Below are 21,478 nucleotides of genomic sequence, written 5' to 3' on the forward strand. Positions count from 1 at the left end.
GGGCTGTATGAACGTTAGTGACCTGCTTAAGAGAGGCGAGAGCGAAACCAGTGAGTTTAAGAGGGAGCTGAATGATTCCGTGTATAAGACACTGTCAGCCTTCGCCAACACCCGCGGTGGAATTTTGCTCCTCGGTGTTAGCGATGATGGAAAGGTTTTTGGCTTTTCTGGGGACTTAGACAGTCTAGCCAGGTCAATAAGGCACAACCTCGGGATAAACCCATCCATAAAGGTTGAAGAGGTTAGTGGAAAGAGAGTCGTCATTATTGAGGTCTCCCAGTCATCAGTCCCGGTTTCTTTCAGGGGAAGATACTACAGGAGGGTCGGTGCCCAGACCGTTGAGATGGGCTGGGAGGATTTGGGGAGGTTTTTCCTCAAGAAATCCGGGATTACATGGGATTCCCTGCCATCTTCCGCAGCGTTAGAAGACCTGGATGAGGAAACTATCAGAAAGTTTGTCCGTATGGCTAGGAACAGGCTGCCGTACATCAATGAAAACGAGGACGTTGAGTCAATTCTGGATAAGCTGGGACTTCTGGAAGATGGAAGGATAACCAACGCCGCGCTGCTACTCTTTGGAAAAGAGCCGCAGAGGTATCATATCCAGGCCAGGGTTAGAATAGGCCGGTTTAAAGACCCGATAACGATCATAGACGACAAAGAGATTGAGGGAAATCTCTTTATACAGGTTGAAGAGGCCATGAAGACGATAATGGGCCATATTGGAGTCAAGTATGAGTTTGAAGGGGAGCTGAGGAGAAGGGAAATCTGGGATTATCCATTGGATGCCCTCAGGGAGGCCATAATAAACGCCCTGATTCACAGGGACTACACCGACCCGAGCAGTATACAGATTAAGATCTTTGATGACTTCATCTGGATCTGGAATCCAGGGAAGCTGCCGGAGGGGGTTAACCTTGAAGACCTGAAAAAGGAGATGCACCCATCCAAGCTGAGAAACCCCAAGATTGCCCAGATCTTCTACTACGCCGGACTGATTGAGAGATGGGGGACAGGAACGTTTAAGATGGTTCGCCTCTGTCTGGAGAACGGCTTACCCGAGCCTGAGTTCAAGGAGGAGGCCGGGGGATTCCTGGTTCTTTTGAGAAAGGATATTTATACTGAGGAGTACCTGAGAAAGCTGGGTCTAAATGAAAGGCAGATCAGAGCGGTACTCTATGTGAAGGAGAAGGGGAGGATAGGGAATAAGGAATATCAGGAGCTGTTTGGAGTGTCTGAGGCCACTGCCACTAGAGATTTAAAAGAACTGGTCAAAAGAGGGATATTTGAAAAGATCGGAGTGACTGGAAAGGGTACTTATTACAAATTAAAGCCATCAAAGCCATCATAATACCATCACAAAGCCATCATAATTACGGGTGAAACTCATGAGCGAGGCGAGTCAGGCTCTGCAGAGGATTGCCAGAGGAACGGGAATCCTCTTTGCCGGGACGGTTATCTCGATGTTCTTCGGCTTTTTGAGCAGGGCAATCATAGCAAGGGAATTTTCGAGGGAGGAATACGGGGTTTTTAATCTGGCCCTAACAGTCCTCAGTATAGCTCTCGTTGTTGCTACCCTGGGCTTCCAGAACGCCCTACCGAGAGAGATCGCGTTTTACCGGGAGAGGAAGCCATCAAAAGTCACCACCCTGATTTCAACCGCTATAACGCTTTCAATATTAACGGGGCTGGCAACAGCGGTCCTGGTATTTGCCTCCGCAGATAAAGTTGCCCTGCTCCTCCAGGATGAGCGTCTCTCCTATGCCATCAGGATAGGCGTGCTCGCCCTCCCCTTCTGGGCGCTAACCGCCGTGATGATATCGGTATCGAGGGGCTTCGGAAGGGTGAGGGAGCAGGTGTATTTTCAGAACGTGGTATACCCCGCAGTCTTTCTCATCATTATAACGGGGGTTGCAGTATCTGATAGCGGTTTTCAGACTGTGTTCACCGCGTACGTGCTCTCCTGGGCAGCAACCTTCGCCCTGCTGATAGCGGACATCAGGAAAACCGGCCTCATCGAATTTAGACCCGGGATTGATCCCCGTATCGGGAGGGAGATTGTAGTATTCTCCCTGCCCCTCCTCTTCTCGGGCATACTGGCCTTCGTCATGAACTGGACGGACACTCTGATGCTGGGGTACTACTGGGGGTCAGACACCGTGGGGCTTTACAACGCCGCCGCCCCACTCGCAAGGCTCATCCCCATCTTCCTGAACTCCGCGGGCTTCCTCTACGCCCCCCTCGTGGCCGGGTTCTGGGCCCTTGGAAAGCTGTCCGAGATGAAGAGGGTGTACCAGATACTGACCAAGTGGATATTCCTGCTCACGCTCCCCATATTTTCACTCCTGTTCCTATTTCCAGAACCTGCGATAGCGTTCTTCTTCGGCCAGAAGTACGTTCAGGCGGCCCCGGCCCTCCAGATACTCTCCCTGGGCTTCATGTTCCACACATTCCTCGGTCTGAACGGCATGAGCCTGGTGGTCATCGGTGAGCCCAACCTCAACATGGTGGGGAACGTCTTTGCGGCGGGCTTCAACATCCTCCTGAACGTCCTTCTGATACCTGCCTATGGCATAGAGGGAGCTGCCGTGGCCACGGCTGTTTCGTATTTTGTCGCCAACGTGTTCAGATCGGTCTGGCTTTACAGGAAAACCGGGATACATCCATTCTCGCAGAACTACCTCAAGCCCCTGGGCATTGGCCTCATACTGCTCGGCACGCTGAAGGTCATCCCTCTGAAAGTATCGAGTATATGGTACGCGGTTCCCGTACTGGCGGTTTTTCTGGCTGTCTATTTCCTCCTCGTTCTTCTCAGCGGGAGCGTGGATAGGGAGGACGTCGAGCTGTTCCTAGCGATAGAGAAGAAGTTAGGGATTGACCTGAAGTGGGTGAAGAAGGTGCTGGGGAGGTTTGTTCATTAATACCCGCCACAGCCTCCAGAATTAGCATGCAAACTTTTCAGAGGATGCATAAATATTTTTATTACACAAAAGGGGTATTAATCCTTGGTGAAGAACCGTGAAAGCATTGATACTTTCTGGCGGTCACGGAACCCGGCTGAGACCCTTAACATACTCACAGCAGAAGCAGCTGATTCCGATTGCGAACAAGCCCGTCCTGTTCTACGCCATCGAGGACGTCATCGAGGCCAGCATTCACGATATCGGGATTATCGTCGGCCCGAACAAGGAGCAGGTGATGGAGACCGTTAGGAGCGTTGACTGGGACGCTGAGATAGAGTTCATTTACCAGGGCGAGCCCAAAGGGCTTGCCCACGCTATTCTGGTCGCCAGGGACTACCTCGGGGACGACGACTTCGTCATGTACCTCGGTGACAACATCCTCAGGGAGGGCATTGTCGAGCACCTGAAGCACTTCAGGGAGGGGGACTTTGACGCAAGCATTCTCCTCTGTGAGGTTCCCAACCCCCAGCAGTTCGGTGTGGCCGAGCTCAACGAGGACGGGAAGACCATAAGGCGGCTCGTCGAGAAGCCCAAGGTGCCGCCGAGCAACCTCGCTCTGGTTGGCATTTACTTCTTCAAGCCAGTTATCCACGATGCGGTCAGGAACATAAAGCCCTCCTGGAGGAACGAGCTTGAGATAACCGACGCGATCCAGTGGCTCATCGACCACGGCTACCGCGTCGGCTGGACGAAGGTTAAGAACTGGTGGAAGGACACGGGAAAGCCGGAGGACATCTTAGACGCCAACCGGCTCATCCTGGACGATATCGAGACCGACATCCGGATACACACCAACGCCCGTATCCACGGGAGGGTCGTGATCGGCGAGGGCACTGTGATAGACGAGGACACAGTCATTAAGGGCCCGGTGGTCATTGGAAAGAACGTCAGGATAATGGACTCCTACATAGGGCCCTACACGAGCATCGGCGACAACGTCGTCATTGAAAACACCGAGATAGAGGACTCCATAGTGCTTGAGGGCAGCGAGATACGGAACGCCGGCAGGATAGTTGAGAGCCTGATCGGGAGGGGCGTGAAGATAATAAACGGCACTTCGCATCCTCTCGGCAGAAAGCTCGTTGTCGGCGACAACTCAAGGCTTATACTGTGAGGTGGAACGATGAGGCTTTTAGTAACCGGAGGGATGGGCTTCATAGGGAGCAACTTCATCCGCTACATCCTGGAAAAGCACCCCGACTGGGAAGTGATAAACCTCGACAAGCTTGGCTACGGCTCGAATCCGGCCAACTTAAAGGACATCGAGGACGACCCGCGCTACACCTTCGTCAAGGGGGACATAGCGGACTTCGAGCTCGTTAAGGGGCTGGTGAGGAAGGCCGATGCGGTGGTTAACTTCGCCGCCGAGAGCCACGTGGACAGGAGCATTTCAAGCCCCGAGCACTTCCTGAAGAGCAACGTCATCGGTGTCTACACGATTCTTGAGGCGGTAAGGAAAGAGAACCCCGAGGTCAGACTGGTTCACGTGAGCACCGATGAAGTCTACGGCGACATCCTGGAGGGCTCGTTCACCGAGAAGGACGCCCTTATGCCCTCATCTCCATACTCCGCCACCAAAGCCGCCAGCGACGTTCTCGTGCTTGGCTGGGCGAGGACCTACAGCCTGAACGCCTCCATAACGAGGTGCACAAACAACTACGGCCCCTACCAGTTCCCGGAAAAGCTCATCCCCAAGACGATAATCAGGGCCAGCATGGGGCTCAGGATTCCGGTATACGGCACCGGTCAGAACGTGAGGGACTGGCTCTACGTTGAAGACCACGTGAGGGCAATTGAGGCCGTTCTGCTCAAAGGGGAACCGAGGGAAATCTACAACATCTCCGCCGGCGAGGAAAAGACTAACTTGGAGGTCGTTAAGACGATCCTTGAGCTCATGGGCAGGGAGGAGTCCCTCATAGAGTTCGTCGAAGACAGGCCCGGCCACGACCTGCGCTACTCCCTCGACTCGTGGAAGATAACGAGGGATTTGAAGTGGAGGCCGAAGCACAGCTTTGAGGAGGGCATAGAGAAGACGGTCAAGTGGTACCTCGAAAACGAGGACTGGTGGAGGCCGCTGGTGAACGAAAGGGTTCTCCACCCGACACCCTGGAAGCTGGGGTGGTGAGGATGCCCTTCGAGTTCAAACGGCTGGAAATTCCCGATGTCATTCTAATCAAGCCGAAGGTCTTCGAGGACGAGCGGGGCTTCTTCATGGAAACTTACAAGAAACCGGATTTTGAAAAGGCTGGGATCAAAGGGGAGTTCATCCAGGACAACCACTCAAAGTCCAGATATGGAGTGCTCAGAGGCCTTCACTTTCAGCGCGAGCCCTATGCCCAGACCAAGATAGTCAGGGCCGTTAGGGGAGTCATCTACGACGTCGCCGTTGACCTGAGAAGGAACTCTCCGACCTTCGGCAGGTGGGTCGGCGTCATCCTCTCGGAGCACAACAAATACCAGCTCTACATCCCGAGGGGCTTTGCCCACGGGTTCGTTGTGCTGAGCGACGTTGCTGAGGTCGTCTATAAGGTGGACAACGTCTATGCGCCGGATTATGAGGGAGGAATAATCTGGAACGACCCGGATATAGGCATAGACTGGCCGATTGACGACCCCATAGTCTCGGAGAAGGACGGGAAGTGGCCGACGCTGAGGGAAGCTATCGAAAAGGGATGGGTGTTTTGAGACGCTACATCGCAAAAACATTTTATAGCCACATGATAAAAATACACCGGCGGTGATTGGATATGGGAAAAATCGCCATTGAACTTAACGTTCCTGACGAAATCCTGAAGACGATTGACCTCAAGCGGTTGAAACGGATGGTTGAGAGGGAGATCCTTATAGAGCACAGTGTCCAAAAGCTTCACGGAAAGTTTAGGGACCTTGACCTTAAAAAACTCCTCAGAGAGGTCGAGGAGGAATGGGCTATCTAGCGGCCTTTGTGGACACCAACGTAATAATCGAACATTTGAAAGGTAACATTGACCTCCTCGACCTAAGGGAGCGTTTTAATGTTCTGTATTCCAACAGCATAGTGTTCAGCGAGGCGCTTATGGTGTACCTGAGGGCATTAACAGGTGAAAGGCCATATACACTAAAACACAATCCCGCTCTTATCAGAAATCTGAGGGAGGATCTCTTGGACTTCTCACGGCTTTTTGAGCTTTTCCTCGATCTTGAAATAAACAGAGCTATTGAAACCCTTGCAGTTGAGTACATGATAAAATACGGCCTGCTTCCGAACGATGCCCTTATTCTCGCAACCTGCAAGTTCTACGACGTTAAATACCTGATTTCGTTTGACAGCGATTTTGCCAACGCCTGTGAAAGTGAGGGTATATCTCTTATCAGTGATCCGGAGGAGATATCTAAACTTGGTGATGCCTTGTGAGGGTCGCTGTAATCGGTGCCAGCGGTCAGCTCGGAACGGACCTGGTGAAGGTCTTTGGAGAAGACCCGTCTTTTGACGTCATCCCGCTGATCCACAGGGATCTGGACGTTACGGTTCCTGAGACCCTGAAGGTGCTGAAAGAGCTAAAGCCCGACGTAATCATCAACACGGCCGCTTACGTCAGGGTTGATGATGCAGAGCTTTATCCGGAGAAAGCTTTTGCTGTCAATGCCATCGGCGCGTTGAACGTTGCCAGAGTTGCCAGTGAAATTGATGCCATCAACGTCTACATCAGCACGGATTACGTCTTTGACGGCGAGAAAGGTGAGCCTTATACCGAGGAAGACGTTCCGAACCCGATAAACGTCTACGGGGCAAGTAAGTACTCCGGTGAGATTTTCACGAGGAACTATTCTAGGAAGTACTACATAATCAGAGTGGCGAGCCTGTACGGGAAGGCCGGTGCAAGCGGGAAGGGAGGGAACTTCGTCAACTGGGTCATTGAGAAGGCGAAGCGCGGGGAGGAGCTGAAAATCGTGAACGACCAGTTCATGAGCCCGACTTATACTGTGGACGTCGCGAGGACTCTGAAGGAGTTTCTGAAAATTCAGCCGGAGTGGGGAGTTTACCACATGGTCAACGAGGGCCACTGCTCGTGGTACGAGTTCACTAAAGCGATATTTGAAATCCTTGACTGGGACGTTGAAGTGAAGCCTATAAAGTCAAGCGAGCTCAACCGGCTGGCGAGGAGGCCGAGGTTCTCGGCGCTTGAAAACAGAAAACTCCACAAAATTGGTCTGGGAATGCCATCCTGGAAGGAGGGACTGAGGAAGTACTTAGTGGGGAGAAGCATCCAGCCAGATGACGCCACATCCGAGAAGTTTTGAGGTGATAAAGACCGGACAGCGGTCGTAGTTCAGAATAAACAGTGAGTACGTCCCTTTTTCCTCTTCGATTCTGAGTTCGATTCTGAGGGTTAATGTCAATTATCTGGTGTCATATTGAAGGGGCTTCAGATTTGGGCCAACACATATCTCGATCAGTTCACTTTTGTAATGACTTTCCCCTCTATCTCTGGTAGAGGTAAACGAATTAGCTGTTGTTCTACAGATTTGTGCTCCCATTTTATCTTAAATGGTTCAAAGCTCAAAGGGATTATAAATTGAAAAGGTGAGCCACGTGAGCGACCATGCTCTGCAGAAAATGTTCAAAAAATCAAAAGTTTTATATATACTACTTTCTAATTTTTGGACATGAAGACCCTATCAAAAATGGAAGTTAAGTTGCTTCTAAAGCTTGAAAGAGAAAAAGCTGTAACTAAGTTAGCCAACGAACTGGGCTTATCCATTTATAGAACCTCCGCCCTCGTTACATCTCTTGAAAGAAAGGGTTTAGTAAAGGCGGAAAAACGGGGGAAATACAAGATAGTATCCCTAAGCGAGACAAAGCCCGCAGAACTTTTTAGAAAATTGACTTTCAGGTTTGGCCACATGCCCCTCGATGAGATCCTGAGCGGAAAGAATCTCACCCTTCTCGCGGTTATCAAGCGCACTCCATTAGGTGCCTATGAGCTCTGCATAAAGGGCAATCTCCCAAGGAGTACACTCTACCATGTAATTGATAAGCTTTCTGATTATGGGGTTATTGGAAAAAAAGATGAAGGATACTTCCTGATGGGGAGATACGAACCCTTTCACGAGTTTGCAGAGGAATTTTATGAACTGCAAAACTCCATCAAGGCTAGAGAGTTCTCAGGGGATTCTGCCCTGGTGTGGAGTGGAGTTGAGGAATTTATCCTGTCGACGAGGGAGTATGGGGGGAAAGATGTCGGAAACTTCCACCTAACTGGGGTTGGGAGATTCGGCGATTTTGGGGTGGAACTCATTGGGACTGGGTGGTATCACTATTATTATTCCGAAAAGGTCAAGAACATATCCCTTGAAGAAGTTGTTGTTCATGCGCTGCTCGTGGACTTCGAACCGAGGACGATCCTGTATTCGATTGTCCTGTTGCTGTCCCATAAAGACAAGATAGACCGGAAGAAGCTTTTTGAGCTCGGCATGAAATACAACGTGGATGTGGAAGTGCTATTGAAGTACCTTAAGGGCAAAGGAGTTAAAAGGTATCCTTATCCCTCTATGAAAGAAGTGAGGGAAACCTTCAAAATGTACTTCGGTGAAGGGAATTGGGTGCGGTAACCAGGGAAAGAATAATATCCGAATTTCACCTTCTGGAAAAAAAGGCTGAGCTACTTAACATCGAGCCCCTGGAAGTCTACTTGATTGGCGGTGGAAATCTGGCCCTCAGAGGGCTTAAAAGTGCGACGAAGGACATCCACATTATAGTGTTAGGCAGAGAACAGTTTTCTCTTTTGCAAAATCTTTTAGAAACTCCATTGCCAAAACTGCCAGTTTATGTGAGGCAGTACCGCTCACGGTGGGATTATGACCTCGGCATGAGCACGCGGTACCTGCACCCATTAGAGGGGTTCTATCTCGATGTTTTTGTGAAGAGAGTTCTCGACAAGCTGTACCTGTCTGAAAGCATGGTTTCAAGGGCTGAAGCTCCAGAAGAGTTCAGCTCTCATAAGTGGTTTAGGATCATGCTGGTTTCAAAGGAGGACATCTTCCTGTTTAAGAGCGTGACCTCACTGGAAAGGACAAGGGATGTTGAGGATTTAATTGCACTTGTTGAAACAGGGTTGGAGTATGAAATAATCATTCAGGAGCTTGAGAACCAGCTTTCTGGGGATGAGTCACTCAAGAGCTTGGTCCCGAGGATTACACACCGTCTTAACATCTTAATGGAACAGCTCGGAACTGTAAAGGGGCTTATTCGCCTTAAGAACTATTTAGACAAAATAAGCGGGTGAAACTCATGAGCGAGGCGAGTCGGGCTTTGCAGAGGATTGCCGGAGGAACTGGAATCCTCTTTGCCGGACGATTGTTTTAATGCTTCCTGGTCTGTCACGTGGGAAAGGCCCATGAGTCCTCATAAGCGAAGCTCTGATATTTACGTTGCTTTTTTGAAAGCCTCATTCATGGAGAGGCTTCCAGAAACGTAATATTTAAATGCTTGGTTTGGGTACAATATTCGAAGGAACATGGATTTCACCAAGTTCGTGGCTCTGTTGAGGTCCAAAAGCATCTCCGAGGTCACAGTTACCCATCACTGTGAATATCGCCTCCAGGTTAGGGGGATCTCAAAGGATTTGGTGGAAGAGCTGCTTTATAATCCACAGAGACTCAGGGGCGTGCTCCAGCAAGAGCCTGAGGGGAGATTTAAGCTGTATTACGCGTATACTGATGATAAGGACCTGATAATAATAGTAGATGCAAGGCATGTTAAGAGCAAATTAAAATTAATCGTGGTGACGGTGTTTCCGCAGCCCTCCAAGAGGAGAACGAAGGTGAAAGAATATGGGAGAGAAGATTGAGTTCAGGCCCGTGGATTACGACCCCCTTGTCGATTCACTCTTTGTAGTGGTGCCGGAGGGTAAGTATGAGCATTCTGTTATGCTTGGGGATGATGTTATTCTTGACTTTGGCCGGCTTCCGGGTGGGGATAAGCTGGACGTCATCGGTTTTGAGATACTTGGGGCATCCAAGAAGTTCGGATTGGACAAAGGCCTGCTCAGGAACATTAGGAGGCTCCACGCGGAGATCAGGATCAGCGAAGACCGGGTTGAAATGATGATTTCAATAGTCGTAGTCCAGAGAAAAAAGGAACGTGAGCGCTCAAGGGTACTGGAAATGGCAAACGTCGGCCTTCCCACGGCAGTCACTTCTATCAGTGTCTAGACGGAATTGAAGAGAATCCTCCGATTTTCATAATTTCAGGATAGTGCTCTATGTGAATGAGAAGGAGGATAGGAGATAAAGAGTATCCGAAGCTGTTTGGAGTGTCTGAGGCCACTGCCACTAGAGATTTAAAAGAACTGGTCAAAAGAGGGATATTTGAAAAGATTGGAGTGACTGGAAATGGTACTTATTACAAATTAAAGCCATCAAAGCCATCATAATTACAGGTGACCTCCATGAGCGAGGCGAGCCAGGCGTTGCAGAAGATTGCGAGGGAGACGGGAATCCTCTTTGCGGGAACGGTTATCTCGATGTTCTTCGGCTTTTTGAGCAGGGCGGTGATAGCGAGGTACTTCTCCACCGGGGAGTATGGGGTGTTTAATTTAGCTCTGACCGTGTTGAACATCGCCCTTGTTATAGCCACGCTCGGATTCCAGAACGCCCTCCCGAGGGAGGTTGCTTTTTACCGGGAGAAGGAGCCTTCGAGGGTCGGGGATCTGGTTTCAACGGCTCTGGTTATTGTTGCGGTGAACAGTTTAATTTGGACGGCCATCCTCTTCGCCGGCGCCGGGAACATCTCCCGGCTCTTCGGCGATGAGAGGTTAGCGGGAGCGCTGAGGATAGCCGTCTTTGCCCTGCCTTTTTGGGCGTTAACCGGAGTTGTGATCTCGGTATCGAGGGGCTTTGGACGGGTGAGGGAGCAGGTGTATTTTCAGAACATAGTTTATCCAACGCTTTTCATGGCCTTTGTTGTGATGGGGGCGTTCCTGGGGCTCCCGTTTGCGTTTGTTTTTGGTGCCTACCTTGCTGCCCAGGTTCTCACACTTCTGGCGCTCACCTTTGATGTGTGGAAGAAAGGGGTTTTTTAAACCCGGGATTTCCCTGAATTCAAAGCTCGGAAAAGAGCTGGTCAGGTTTTCAATCCCTCTAATGCTGACGGGTATTGCTGGCTTCGTGATGACGTGGACTGACACTTTGATGCTCGGCTATTACCTAGTTTGGAATTCGCATTTAAAGATATCAAATATGTGGTATGCAATTTCTGTCTTGATAGTTTTCCTTGTGGTTTACTTCTTTTTGATTCTCCTACGTAGGAGTTTGATAAAGAAGACGTTGAGCTGTTTTGGCGATAAAACGGAAGACGGGATTTGATATGGAAATTATAAAGAAAAGTTTAAGGAAGTTTGTTTAAATCTTGCCCTTTAGTTTTAGGTTGTTGATGGCTTTTTTGAGTTTTTCATCTTCTCCTTTTTTCTCATAATAACTTGAATCAAAGTATTTTGGCTTTCTCTTTGCAAATTTTGAGTCTTCTTCAAAAATTTCTATTAAAACTCGTCCATCCATGTCTTTTGGAATTGGCAAGCCAAAGATGTGGAGGATTGTTGGGGCTACATCGTATATTTTAGCTCCATCGATTTTCTGCCCCTTTTTGACTCCTGAACCGTAGGCGAGGAAGATACCATTAAGCCTATGTGCTCCGGTATGTCTTGTCGAAAAGGATTTTTCTTCAAATAATGGTTTATCAAAGCTGTCTTCTATTATAACACATCTCCAGTTGTTAATCGTAAAGATTATGTCTGGCAGAAGATTAACTTTCTCTCCAGAATAGAGCTTTTTAGGTTCGTACATTTGGACTTCAACTTCTTTTCTGATGTCCTTGCTTATATTCCTCAAGTCATTTATCAATCTGGCTCTAATTTCGTCTCTCTCTTTTTCATTGCTTGCGTTTATATAAATGGCCCCGAATGGAATTGTATGCCCTAAACAATAGGCTTTGCTTTTTTCAAAGTTAATTTCGTCTGCGATGCTGGTTCTTAATACATTCCCAACGCTTTTTCTGGTTTTAGTAGAGAATAGTTCCCTTATTGGTGTTTTTGCCACGATTGTGGCAACTTTATATGCGTATTTTTTGATGAGCTTCTTGATGTTTCTTCTCCTGACAATATATCCTTTCATAGCGAGCCATTTTGCTAGGTTAAACACCTGATCATTAGGACCAAACCCATGATCTGAAACAAGAAAAACGATGGTGTCTTTTGGAACCATGTCTAAGAGATTTCCTAGGATCTTGTCTATTCTCTGCCAGAATTTGATAAATTCCTCTTTGTATTTAGGTGAAATTTTTGGGTCGTATAGAGGATGGCTCTCATCTATATGCCTCCACATTATATGCTGAACCCAATCGGTTACCGAAAATACCAAGAAGAGGACTTCCCATTCTTTGTTTTTGATCAGATAATAAATCCATTTTTCAAACTTGTCCAGGAATTTGTTTAAATCAGATATAAACAAGTCAAGATTTTCATATTTTTTGTTGTGGTAATCAACATAAATTTCATATTCCCCTGCAACTTGTTCAAGTTCTTCTTTCAAAAAAGAGGGGTGCGAAATATTGTCATCTGGAGAAGAGCCTAATCCAGAAACCATGAAGCCGTTCACTTTATATGGCGGGAACAGCATGGGATAATTGAAAATGCCAACTTTTTTGTTTGCCTTACTTAAATAATCCCAAAAAGAGTGTCCTTTGAAATCTGAAGAAGATGTTGGGTATAATTTATAACCCTCATCCTTTTTGTTCAGAAAATCTATTATCCCAGTTTTTCCAGGTGTTTTTCCCGTTGCTAAAGAAAGCCAAGCCCCACCTGTAACTGGAGGAATAGTTGATTCTAAAATTCCATAACTTCCATTTTTGACTAATTTCTCCAATATTGGAAGTTTTCTTTCTTTGATTAGGGGCATTAGAATATCCCAAGTTGCTCCATCAAGACCAATGATTAGTAATTTTTGAAAATCATTCATGAAATATCCCCAGAGATGTAACAGAGAACAATGCTTTTAAGTTTTTAGCTTTTCAATACTTCTTGGGGATAGTCCGGTGTTTCCTAGAGTTTCCATAATAATCTTGAATTGGAACGGCTGGCAAGATACAATTGAATGTTTAGAATCACTTTATAGGATTACTTATCCTAATTATGACGTTATTGTTGTTGATAACGGTTCTAAGGATGATTCTGTTCAAAAGATAAGAGAATACGCAGAAGGGAAAATTGAGGTAAGTTCAAAGTTTTTCAAATATAATCCAAACAATAAACCAATTAAAGTATTTGAGATTAGTGAAGATGTGGCAAAGCAAGGAAGGTTTAATCGACCTCTTTATGAAAAATATGAGATTAATAAACGAATGATTTTAATTAAGAACAAAGATAATTACGGTTTCGCTGGTGGAAATAACGTTGGGATAAAATTCGCTTTAAGTGTTTTAAACCCAGATTACATTTTACTTTTGAACAATGATACTGTAGTAGATAACAACTTCCTGACAGAGCTAGTCAAAGTTGCAGAAAGCGATAAAAAAAGTGGGGCTGTTGGGCCAGAGATTTACTATTATACTGATCCTCTTAGGTTGTGGAGTCCCTATAGAACAAAAAAAGGAAAAAACAAAATTACATATAAGAACTTGTTCGGAGCTGCACTATTGATAAATGTAATCCCATTAATGTATGCTGGATTATTTGATGAAAATTATTTTCTATATCAAGAAGAAGTTGATTTGCTCTATCGCATCACAACTATTGGATTTAACCTAAGGTATTCTCAAAATGCAAAGGTTTTTCACAAAGAGACCATATCAAAAGAAAGACCCTACGTTCTCTACTACAAAATAAGAAATGGATATTACTTTTTAAAGAAAAATAATCTAGGACATCTAAAGCTAATGAAATTTTTAGGGAATTTCTTAATGATTGTTGCAAAATTTAGTTTAGAAGGCAAAATTAAACACGCATCCATGACAATTAATGGATTAATCGATGGCATAAATGGAAAAATGAAGTATGTTATCTCTCCCCCCATATCTCAAAAAGACCAACAATAGTCCCATACATCAAAGCAATGCCCCAGACCAAATAATACGGAATGCATTTTATACATTTCCTACACTCAAGTGCTTGAAAAACCCCATAAGCAATTATTCCAAAAGGAACGAGCAGTAATTTCCAGGCTTTATGTTTGACAATAGCCCTTGCATTTCCTTTTCCATACCAAACCCTTTGCTTTACAAAATCCTTAAATGATGCTCGATGATAATGAAAAGCAACCTCTTTTGAAACCCCGAACTTATGTTCCTTTCCAACTCTACTCCAAAATTCTGTGTCTTCAGCTGCATATTTCATAAATGGATCAAAACGATATTTTAAAACAATATTTCGTTTTACAACACATACAATAGTTCCAAGATACCTTCTTTCTCCAGGTTTGTTAAATCTGGTTGTTAAATGCATGTTTTCACAATATTCCCATAATGTTTTGTTTTTTCTTGGATTTACCAACTGAGCGTGTATAGCAACCCAGCCCTTTTTTTCCATTTCTTTAATCATTCTTATTAACAAGTCTTCTTTTGGGAGTTCCGTATCTGAGTCTATATATGCAATGTACTCCCCCTTAGCCTTTTCAGCTCCAAGCTGTCTTGCATATGCTAGGCCCTTTCCCTCATCTGAGTATATTTTGTCTGTATATTTTCTTGCTATTTCAATCGTTCTATCCGTGGAATTCCCATCAACAACTATTATCTCCAATACTCCCTTTTGTTTCTTTACTGACTTTAAAGCTCTTTCTACTTCCTTCTCTCTGTTTTTTACACACATAATGACAGAAATTTGTGTTTTTTTGAACTTCATTGCAATCACTCTTATTTTGTTTTATGTAATCTTTTTATTGCCTGCTTTATTTTTAATTTTTCAGGTTTCTTTAGTCTCTTATCCTTTTCATCAATTACAAGCCAAGGAACTTTTATCAAAGGTTCTATCCTAACTCCGTTATAATGACCATATACCCTAATAGGAACTAAAGAATGAAGCTTTTCTCCAAATGCCTCTCCATGATCGGCAGTAACTACCGTTGTCCCAGGAAGTATGTCTATAAGTTTTTCTACATAATTTAAGGCCAAGCTTAAATTTTCTTTATAACCTTTTATTACGTCCTCAAAAGATATAATTCCTGCTTTCATAAGAGACCATATAGTCACATCCTGCCAGACGCTTTTTCCTTCCAACGTAGCTTTTCTTTGGTATTTTATTCCAGTATCTTCTCTAACTTTCAAGGTTATGAAAGGATAGTGGGGTTGCATAAAGTGTATTATAAACCTTTTATCAGGATATTTAACTAAAGCGTCCAGTGTGTATTCATACATAGTTGATGGTAGGACTGTATTGTACTCCTCACTCCATCCATCCCTCCAGACTGAAATTATCTTATAAAACTTCCCTTTCAATAGAAGATCAACATATGGGTTCGCAGTAATATAAACTATGTCATCAAACTTTCCATTTCCAAAGTTTTCAGTAAGAAATTCAGGTGTTCCAGAACCCCGGGATATTCTATATGTTAATTTGCCCTCCATATTCCTTTTTTCGAATTCTTCCTTGAAACTGTCATATCTGCATGCGTCTAGGATAATTAGATTATCCCATTCTTCTTCCACTATGAATACACCTTTATTTCGTGGATAAATAACCTTTGCTAGATAATATATAAGCACATCTTCCCAAAATTGCTTAGTTCTCAAATTTCCCCAATTTCTTTTGAGCCTTATAATCTTTGATCTTATATTAATAGTATCACCCTCCATAATATATTTCAAATTTGCTTGGGACATTTATATACTGATTATCTGAACAATATATCTTTGAACTTTTTATTCTTATTGGCATTAGATTGGGCTTTCTTCCAGTGAAGAACTTGTATCCATCAATTCTTCTTGAAGACAACACAACAAAAGGAATTGTTGTATTCTTCTTTTTTAGGAGGGAATCTATAGATGACACATGTTGCCATACCTCTCCTATATACTCCATATCCCATAAAGGATCATATATCGTATAAACCTTTGAATGGATATTTATTGATGTATACGAGATTCCGGCAACCTCATTAAATGCGACATAGTCATAAGCCAGATTGCCATAAGTACACATCACATGTAAGTACGAAAAGAGAAACAATACTATAATAGCCACTTTTCTAAACTTTGGACTTTTAAGAGCTAATGTAAAAAAGATTACAAAAATATATTTACTCCCCCCAAGAAGTCTTGATGAGATTTCTCCACTATAACTTCCAGCAATTGCCGGTATCCCAAGGCTGTAAGACATTAAAAGGAGCACTAAAAGGAATACCAATTTATCAACTTTTCTTGTTTTAATGGATCTTTTTAACGACTCAGCAAGTACAAGCGACATTCCCGCTAAACTTGCTCCAATAATAGAATAAACGAAGTAAGCCTTAATTTTTAATATCTTAGCATGTTGTGTTAACACGGTCTGAGTAATACTAATCCATTTTTCAGTCGCCTTAGTAGCTCTCAAAAATAATGTCAGGAACTGAGCTATCCTTGACTTAAACATCTGAAGTGTAAGTGAATAACTAAATATCCAGTAAAACTGAAAAACTATAAATAACATTAAAAGGACAGTACTTAATGTTTGAGTTTTTTTGTCTTTAATAAATAACGATAAAATCAAAAAATCCATCATCGTGATTGCCCAGAAAATGCTTGTTAACATATGAGTAAACACTAAAGTTAAGGTCAACAACATCAAGATAATCCCAAACTTTGAATAGTTCTCATTTCTTTTTAAATAGAACCTAAATAATATATAAATTCCTACCATCTCTAAGTACCCTGCCAGTACTCCAGGTACAAACCATCCAAAACCATAGCTACCAGTTATCCAAAATAACACGCCTATAGTTGCTTTTCTGGGATCTTTTGTCAGCCCCTTTAATAGGAGATAGAAAATGGGCACATTGATTAGATAGGAAAGAACAGGAAGTGTTAAAAGGATGTACAAACCCACTTTTGAGATTATCCCAAGTATAGCACCTAGAAACATGGCTCCCGGCCAAGTTTGATAACCAAGCCCAGGCAAGTTTGGATTTATATATCCTGTCCTTATAATGTAGTCAATATGACCGTATATACGGTATACAAAAGGGAATATCGGAAGCTTTGAAAATATCTGGGGGACAAAGAAAAGTAACACCAAGTAGAAAATGCCGATATATGAATATTTAAGTGTTCTTTTAGTATATAGCCCTAAAAAAATTGTTAGTAAAACAATTGCTATGGAAAGAATCCCCGTAATTCCATATGAATCTATCCCACCATAATTCCGAATTTTTAAATCCTCAGCTAGTAGTGCATAGTTGATTGATGATATTGCAGTAATGATGAGGGTCTTTATAATAGGACTCAAATTCTTAGGAAGGATATTGAATGAACTATTTTTAGCTATTGTTTTCATAAATTATCGCCTCGTATCTATGTTCAACATCCTTTGGTTTCATGAACGTTATGATTTTCTTTTAACCCCTCTATTATTGCCTTGATCTGGTTTATCCCTTTTACAGGATTTAAGAGTATTGTGGGAGTTCTACTTAGCAGTACCCCAAAGATTGCCCATAGATGAGCTATTTTATTTCCCTTAATACTGGAAATGTAATAAGTGCTAATAACTAAGGCTTTTAGTCTTGTTGTATAGTCTATTCTATTTCCTGTTGGCGCTCTCAAGTGAACTAATTTGGCATGGGATGTAATATATATTTTATATTTCTTTGAAACTCTAGCTGACCATTCCAAGTCTTCGTTTAAGGTATAGCTATGGAGTTTCTCAAACTCCTCATTGAATTTAAATTCTTCAAATACCTCCCTTCTTCCAGCGAAGTTATTTCCCTGAATCCACTCCACTTCTACTAATCCTCCCTCCATTTCTATCTTTGAGATTTCTGGAAATTCACTTCTGTAACCTGATGGCAGTATTTTTCCTTTTATTGGAGACTCCCAGAGGAATATTGATTTAAAGATATTCCTGAGAATTTTCAGTAAGTACAAGAGATAAATTTTCCATGTCTTTTTTTTGAATATATGTATTTTTTTAAAATATCTCTTTTTTATTTCTCTTAGTATGATTTTAACGAATTCGTCATTTCTATTTTCCCGGATATACTCGATATCTCCCTTTTTGACAATCCACGGGGTTACTAAATCCACTATATCAAAAGTATATCCAGTTATTATCTTAACTCTAGGATTAGAGCTAAATATTGTCTCAACGTTTTTGATATAGTCTTTTTCCAATATAACATCATCATCTAGGAATATCAAAATATCTCCTTCACTTAATGAAATTGCCTTATTCCTTGCGTTTGAAGATCCACCGTTAATAAAATCGAACTTTAACCTAAATTCAAACTTACCTTTATTAAATTTCAAAAGGAAGTTCTTTGTTTCCAAGTCATCTATATGACCAATTACTATAACCTCATCCGGAATCCGAGTTTGGTTACTTATATTTTCTAACAACTGTCTTAGGTATAACACCCGGTTTCTTGTAGGGATTATCACCGAAATTCTCAACTTTTCCATTAGTCACACCTTAATATTTCTTTTAAAGTATTGATACTCCGTTTATTTACAATAACCAAACTTAAATAGTTCCAATTTGAATTTGACAATAACTCGATTAATACCTTTCTAAGCTCTTTCTCATTAGTAGCAACTTTTACCAATCCCTCTTTTTCAAGTTTCCTTGAAAATATGAGTTGATGATTGGTAGTAGCCTCGTCAAACTGCTTTAATCTTGGAAACGCAATAACAATACTTCCTAACTTTAATCCATCGAGTACACTTATCGCTCCTTGAGCTATGACAAGCTTAGAGTGTTTTATTATTTTTTTAATCTCTTCATATTTATCAAAATCAAAATATTCAGCATTCTCTGGCTTGTAATGAGTATTTCCCAGCTGAATTATAACGTTATAGTCAATATCCTTAGCAATACTATCAACAGCTTTAACTAATCTTTCAAAGCCTAAATAATGTGTCCCAGTTATTACAAAAATTTGGTTCTTTTTCTCTTTTAAGTTTATTTTTTTCTTAATCTTTTTAAATAATCCCCCAATATATCTTGCTTTCTTACCATAATGTTGGAGCATTTCAGGCCATAAAACAAAAAAGTAATCTGAGACCGGATATACAAGCTTTCCAGTAATAGTGGGTTCATTAATTCTGGTATAACACTCTATGAAAATTGTTTTTATTCCTAAAATTTTTCCTAAATAGAAGAACGGGATCGCAATTTCGGCTCCGTTACTAACCATAACATCTGGCTTTTCTTTTGCTATAACCTTTATTATCTTTGGTAGGTGGGTTATAACTCTAAAAGGCTTTTCTCCAAAGTTTGGAAACAAATACTTCTTGTAGGGCAAAGCTCGTGTTCTTGGGTGATCGTAAGTTATGAAAAACACATCGTGGCCTTTAAAAGCATCCATTAGATAAAGCATTTCAGTCAAATGCCCACCGTGAGAGCAAACTAAGGCGATTTTCATCTCACTATCACCCTATAATTTATCCAATAAACAAAGTTTGCAATCTTTTTTATAATTCTATCAACAACGCTATAGCTCAACTGCTCCTCAGGAACCTTCCAGTCCAAGCTTTTTAACAATTTTTTTCTATCACATTCTATTTTCTCAACTTCCGTTCTAATCCCCTCTTTTAGTCCTTTAATCTTAAATTTAACCCCACTAATCCCATTTAAAATTGAATAGCCCCAGGTTAGCATCTCAGTTACCAGTAACGAAGGAAGTATCAGTAAAAGCCCCTTCCGGGTTAAGTATTTCCTCAGAATTATGTATCTCCCTTTTTCTAAGTGATAAATCTTTTCTGGGGGAACTTTGAGCTCATAATCATGATATACTATTGATGTTGGAACATATAATATCTTAAATCCTTTGGCATGAGCCCTCCAAGAAAATTCTGCATCTTCGTTATAAGCAAAGAAATTTTCATCAAAACCCCCGAGCTCTAAATAGTCCTTTCTTCTCATAGCAAAACATGCCCCAGATAAACCACTTAGGTACTCAAATTTATCAAACTTTTCAGGACTCTCATTTAGACCTCTTGTAAAGGTTAACCCAGTAAAGTGGTCCATGTTTCCACATGTGTTTATCTTAGAGCCCTCATAAGTCAAAATTTTTGGAGTAGTAATTAGCTTCTCTTCCCTTTTTAAAGGCTTTAAAAGCTCTTCAAGCCAGTTTTTCTCAACTTTTGTGTCGGGGTTTAATATAGCAACATATTCACCTCTTGCATGTTTAACCCCTAAGTTGTTTCCCCCACCATAACCCAAATTTCTTGGACTTTTAATTATCTTAACCTGTGGAAACTCTTTTTCAATAAATTCAACGGTTCCATCAGTAGAACCGTTATCAACTACAATAACTTCTAAAGGATTATTATCTAGAACAGACGTTAGACAGGCTTTCATGTATTTTTTATGGTTATACGTTACTATAATCACACTTGCATTATTTGAAAGATCCATAGTTCACTCCCTCACCATTTTTGCCAGCACGTTCAGCATCAGGCCGCCGATGAACAGCTGAATCCCGATTATCGTGAATATACCGGCGCCGATGGCCTGGGTGAGATAGACGTTCCCGCCCGCATAGTATGGCTTCAGCGCCCAGTAGGCCAGAACCCCCGCAACCGCAAAAGACAGCAGGCTCAAGAGGCTGAAGAGCAGCAGGGGGCGCCTGTACCCTATCAGCCCCACGATGCTCGCCAGGACGCCGAGCCCGTGGGAGAGGGGGTTCTTCTTGTGTCTTTTGGGAACATCGTAGCGGACGTTTATGGGAACCTCAGCGATGCGTATCCCCGCCTCCCTTGCCTTCACCACCATGTCCGTCTCTATCGAGTAGTCGGTGCTGCTAAGGTTCAGCGCCTTTAAAGCCCGGCGAGTAATTGCCCGGAATCCACTCTGGGAATCAACGCTGACCTCCGCCGCCACCTGCGTTCCCTTGTTAAGGACCCAGAGGCCGATGCGCCGGTAAAGGGGTATTTTCTTCCTACTCCCGTTGAGGTACCTCGACCCTATCACGAGGTCGGCCTCTCCCCTGACGATGGGCTCCAGGATTAGGGGTATCTCATCGGGGTTATGCTGGCCGTCCCCGTCCAGGGTAACGACCACGTCGTAGTTCCTGCTGAGGGCATACTCGAACCCGGTGCCCAGGGCGGCGCCCTTCCCCCTGTTTGAGTCGTGCCGTATAAGAACCGCCCCCGCCTTCTGGGCTATTTCGGACGTTCTATCGCTGCTTCCATCGTCAACGACCAGGACATCACCGTACTTCCTGGCCAGGGCCACGACAGACCCGATCGTCAGCTCCTCGTTGTAGGTGGGAATGATCACCAGCGTCCTCATCAAAGTCACCATTACAGTCCGTTATAATTTAGATGCCGAGTGTCACGGGCATGGGCAGAGAGCTCC

General features: G+C 43.5%; 23 protein-coding genes. 15 read left to right on the plus strand and 8 right to left on the minus strand.

The window, feature by feature from the left end; all coding sequences use genetic code 11:
* Positions 1-7 precede the first annotated feature (7 nt).
* The 14 genes from NUS69_RS07900 to NUS69_RS07965 all read left to right on the plus strand — a co-directional run bounded on the left by NUS69_RS07900 (position 8) and on the right by NUS69_RS07965 (position 11,026).
* Entirely contained in the window at positions 8-1,351 is a 1,344-nt protein-coding gene (locus tag NUS69_RS07900) for an AlbA family DNA-binding domain-containing protein (RefSeq protein ID WP_258083271.1), read from the plus strand.
* A gap of 37 nt (positions 1,352-1,388) precedes the next feature.
* Positions 1,389-2,921, plus strand: a complete 1,533-nt coding sequence (locus NUS69_RS07905; RefSeq protein ID WP_258083272.1) for a flippase — start codon at positions 1,389-1,391, stop codon at positions 2,919-2,921.
* Between the two features lie 97 nt (positions 2,922-3,018).
* Complete coding sequence (locus tag NUS69_RS07910; RefSeq protein WP_258083273.1) at positions 3,019-4,077, plus strand: glucose-1-phosphate thymidylyltransferase; 1,059 nt, start codon at positions 3,019-3,021, stop codon at positions 4,075-4,077.
* 9 nt (positions 4,078-4,086) lie between these two features.
* Entirely contained in the window at positions 4,087-5,088 is a 1,002-nt protein-coding gene (gene rfbB, locus NUS69_RS07915; protein WP_258083274.1) for a dTDP-glucose 4,6-dehydratase, read from the plus strand.
* A gap of 2 nt (positions 5,089-5,090) precedes the next feature.
* Positions 5,091-5,648 (plus strand): dTDP-4-dehydrorhamnose 3,5-epimerase, encoded by a 558-nt coding sequence (rfbC, locus tag NUS69_RS07920; RefSeq protein ID WP_258085050.1) that lies wholly within the window; start codon positions 5,091-5,093, stop codon positions 5,646-5,648.
* Positions 5,649-5,710: 62 nt separating this feature from the next.
* Positions 5,711-5,899: a hypothetical protein gene (locus tag NUS69_RS07925; protein WP_258083275.1), complete on the plus strand. Its 189-nt coding sequence runs from the start codon at positions 5,711-5,713 to the stop codon at positions 5,897-5,899.
* Entirely contained in the window at positions 5,887-6,357 is a 471-nt protein-coding gene (locus NUS69_RS07930) for a type II toxin-antitoxin system VapC family toxin (protein ID WP_258083276.1), read from the plus strand. Before NUS69_RS07925 ends, NUS69_RS07930 begins: the two co-directional genes overlap by 13 nt.
* The gene (rfbD, locus tag NUS69_RS07935) at positions 6,354-7,244 is read left to right on the plus strand and encodes a dTDP-4-dehydrorhamnose reductase (RefSeq protein WP_258083277.1); all 891 of its coding nucleotides are present in this window, start codon (positions 6,354-6,356) and stop codon (positions 7,242-7,244) included. The genes NUS69_RS07930 and rfbD overlap by 4 nt, the downstream gene beginning before the upstream one ends.
* 366 nt (positions 7,245-7,610) lie before the next feature.
* Entirely contained in the window at positions 7,611-8,555 is a 945-nt protein-coding gene (locus NUS69_RS07940) for a helix-turn-helix domain-containing protein (protein WP_258083278.1), read from the plus strand.
* On the plus strand, positions 8,543-9,229 hold the full coding sequence (locus NUS69_RS07945; RefSeq protein ID WP_258083279.1) for a hypothetical protein: 687 nt from the start codon (positions 8,543-8,545) through the stop codon (positions 9,227-9,229). Before NUS69_RS07940 ends, NUS69_RS07945 begins: the two co-directional genes overlap by 13 nt.
* A gap of 231 nt (positions 9,230-9,460) precedes the next feature.
* Complete coding sequence (locus tag NUS69_RS07950) at positions 9,461-9,793, plus strand: DUF4258 domain-containing protein (RefSeq protein ID WP_258083280.1); 333 nt, start codon at positions 9,461-9,463, stop codon at positions 9,791-9,793.
* Positions 9,777-10,157 carry a DUF2283 domain-containing protein gene (locus NUS69_RS07955; protein WP_258083281.1) on the plus strand — a complete coding sequence of 127 codons (381 nt, stop codon included), beginning with the start codon at positions 9,777-9,779 and terminating at the stop codon, positions 10,155-10,157. Before NUS69_RS07950 ends, NUS69_RS07955 begins: the two co-directional genes overlap by 17 nt.
* A gap of 56 nt (positions 10,158-10,213) precedes the next feature.
* Entirely contained in the window at positions 10,214-10,378 is a 165-nt protein-coding gene (locus NUS69_RS07960) for a DeoR family transcriptional regulator (protein WP_258083282.1), read from the plus strand.
* 15 nt (positions 10,379-10,393) lie between these two features.
* Positions 10,394-11,026, plus strand: a complete 633-nt coding sequence (locus NUS69_RS07965) for an oligosaccharide flippase family protein (protein ID WP_258083283.1) — start codon at positions 10,394-10,396, stop codon at positions 11,024-11,026.
* Between the two features lie 319 nt (positions 11,027-11,345).
* Here NUS69_RS07965 and NUS69_RS07970 read toward each other — a convergent pair whose 3' ends face one another.
* Positions 11,346-12,956 (minus strand): alkaline phosphatase family protein, encoded by a 1,611-nt coding sequence (locus tag NUS69_RS07970; protein ID WP_258083284.1) that lies wholly within the window; start codon positions 12,954-12,956, stop codon positions 11,346-11,348.
* Between the two features lie 76 nt (positions 12,957-13,032).
* Between NUS69_RS07970 and NUS69_RS07975 the strand changes: the two genes are divergently transcribed.
* The gene (locus tag NUS69_RS07975) at positions 13,033-14,031 is read left to right on the plus strand and encodes a glycosyltransferase family 2 protein (protein WP_258083285.1); all 999 of its coding nucleotides are present in this window, start codon (positions 13,033-13,035) and stop codon (positions 14,029-14,031) included.
* Here the strand turns inward: NUS69_RS07975 and NUS69_RS07980 are convergent.
* From NUS69_RS07980 to NUS69_RS08010, 7 genes are read right to left on the minus strand one after another with little or no spacing between them, the layout of a single operon-like run.
* On the minus strand, positions 13,994-14,833 hold the full coding sequence (locus tag NUS69_RS07980; protein WP_258085051.1) for a glycosyltransferase family 2 protein: 840 nt from the start codon (positions 14,831-14,833) through the stop codon (positions 13,994-13,996). The two genes, NUS69_RS07975 and NUS69_RS07980, sit on opposite strands and share 38 nt — an antisense overlap.
* Before the next feature lie 11 nt (positions 14,834-14,844).
* Positions 14,845-15,720 (minus strand): hypothetical protein, encoded by an 876-nt coding sequence (locus NUS69_RS07985; RefSeq protein ID WP_258083286.1) that lies wholly within the window; start codon positions 15,718-15,720, stop codon positions 14,845-14,847.
* 52 nt (positions 15,721-15,772) lie between these two features.
* Entirely contained in the window at positions 15,773-17,458 is a 1,686-nt protein-coding gene (locus NUS69_RS07990) for a hypothetical protein (protein WP_258083287.1), read from the minus strand.
* A gap of 23 nt (positions 17,459-17,481) precedes the next feature.
* Positions 17,482-18,579, minus strand: coding sequence for a glycosyltransferase family A protein (locus NUS69_RS07995; RefSeq protein ID WP_258083288.1), 1,098 nt, complete (start codon positions 18,577-18,579; stop codon positions 17,482-17,484).
* Positions 18,579-19,496 (minus strand): glycosyltransferase, encoded by a 918-nt coding sequence (locus tag NUS69_RS08000; RefSeq protein ID WP_258085052.1) that lies wholly within the window; start codon positions 19,494-19,496, stop codon positions 18,579-18,581. The genes NUS69_RS07995 and NUS69_RS08000 overlap by 1 nt, the downstream gene beginning before the upstream one ends.
* A gap of 41 nt (positions 19,497-19,537) precedes the next feature.
* Positions 19,538-20,536, minus strand: coding sequence for a glycosyltransferase family 2 protein (locus tag NUS69_RS08005; protein ID WP_258083289.1), 999 nt, complete (start codon positions 20,534-20,536; stop codon positions 19,538-19,540).
* Positions 20,537-20,539: 3 nt separating this feature from the next.
* On the minus strand, positions 20,540-21,412 hold the full coding sequence (locus NUS69_RS08010; RefSeq protein WP_258083290.1) for a glycosyltransferase family 2 protein: 873 nt from the start codon (positions 21,410-21,412) through the stop codon (positions 20,540-20,542).
* Positions 21,413-21,478 lie beyond the last annotated feature (66 nt).

Source organism: Thermococcus thermotolerans (assembly GCF_024707485.1).
Taxonomy (GTDB): Archaea; Methanobacteriota_B; Thermococci; order Thermococcales; family Thermococcaceae; genus Thermococcus; species Thermococcus thermotolerans.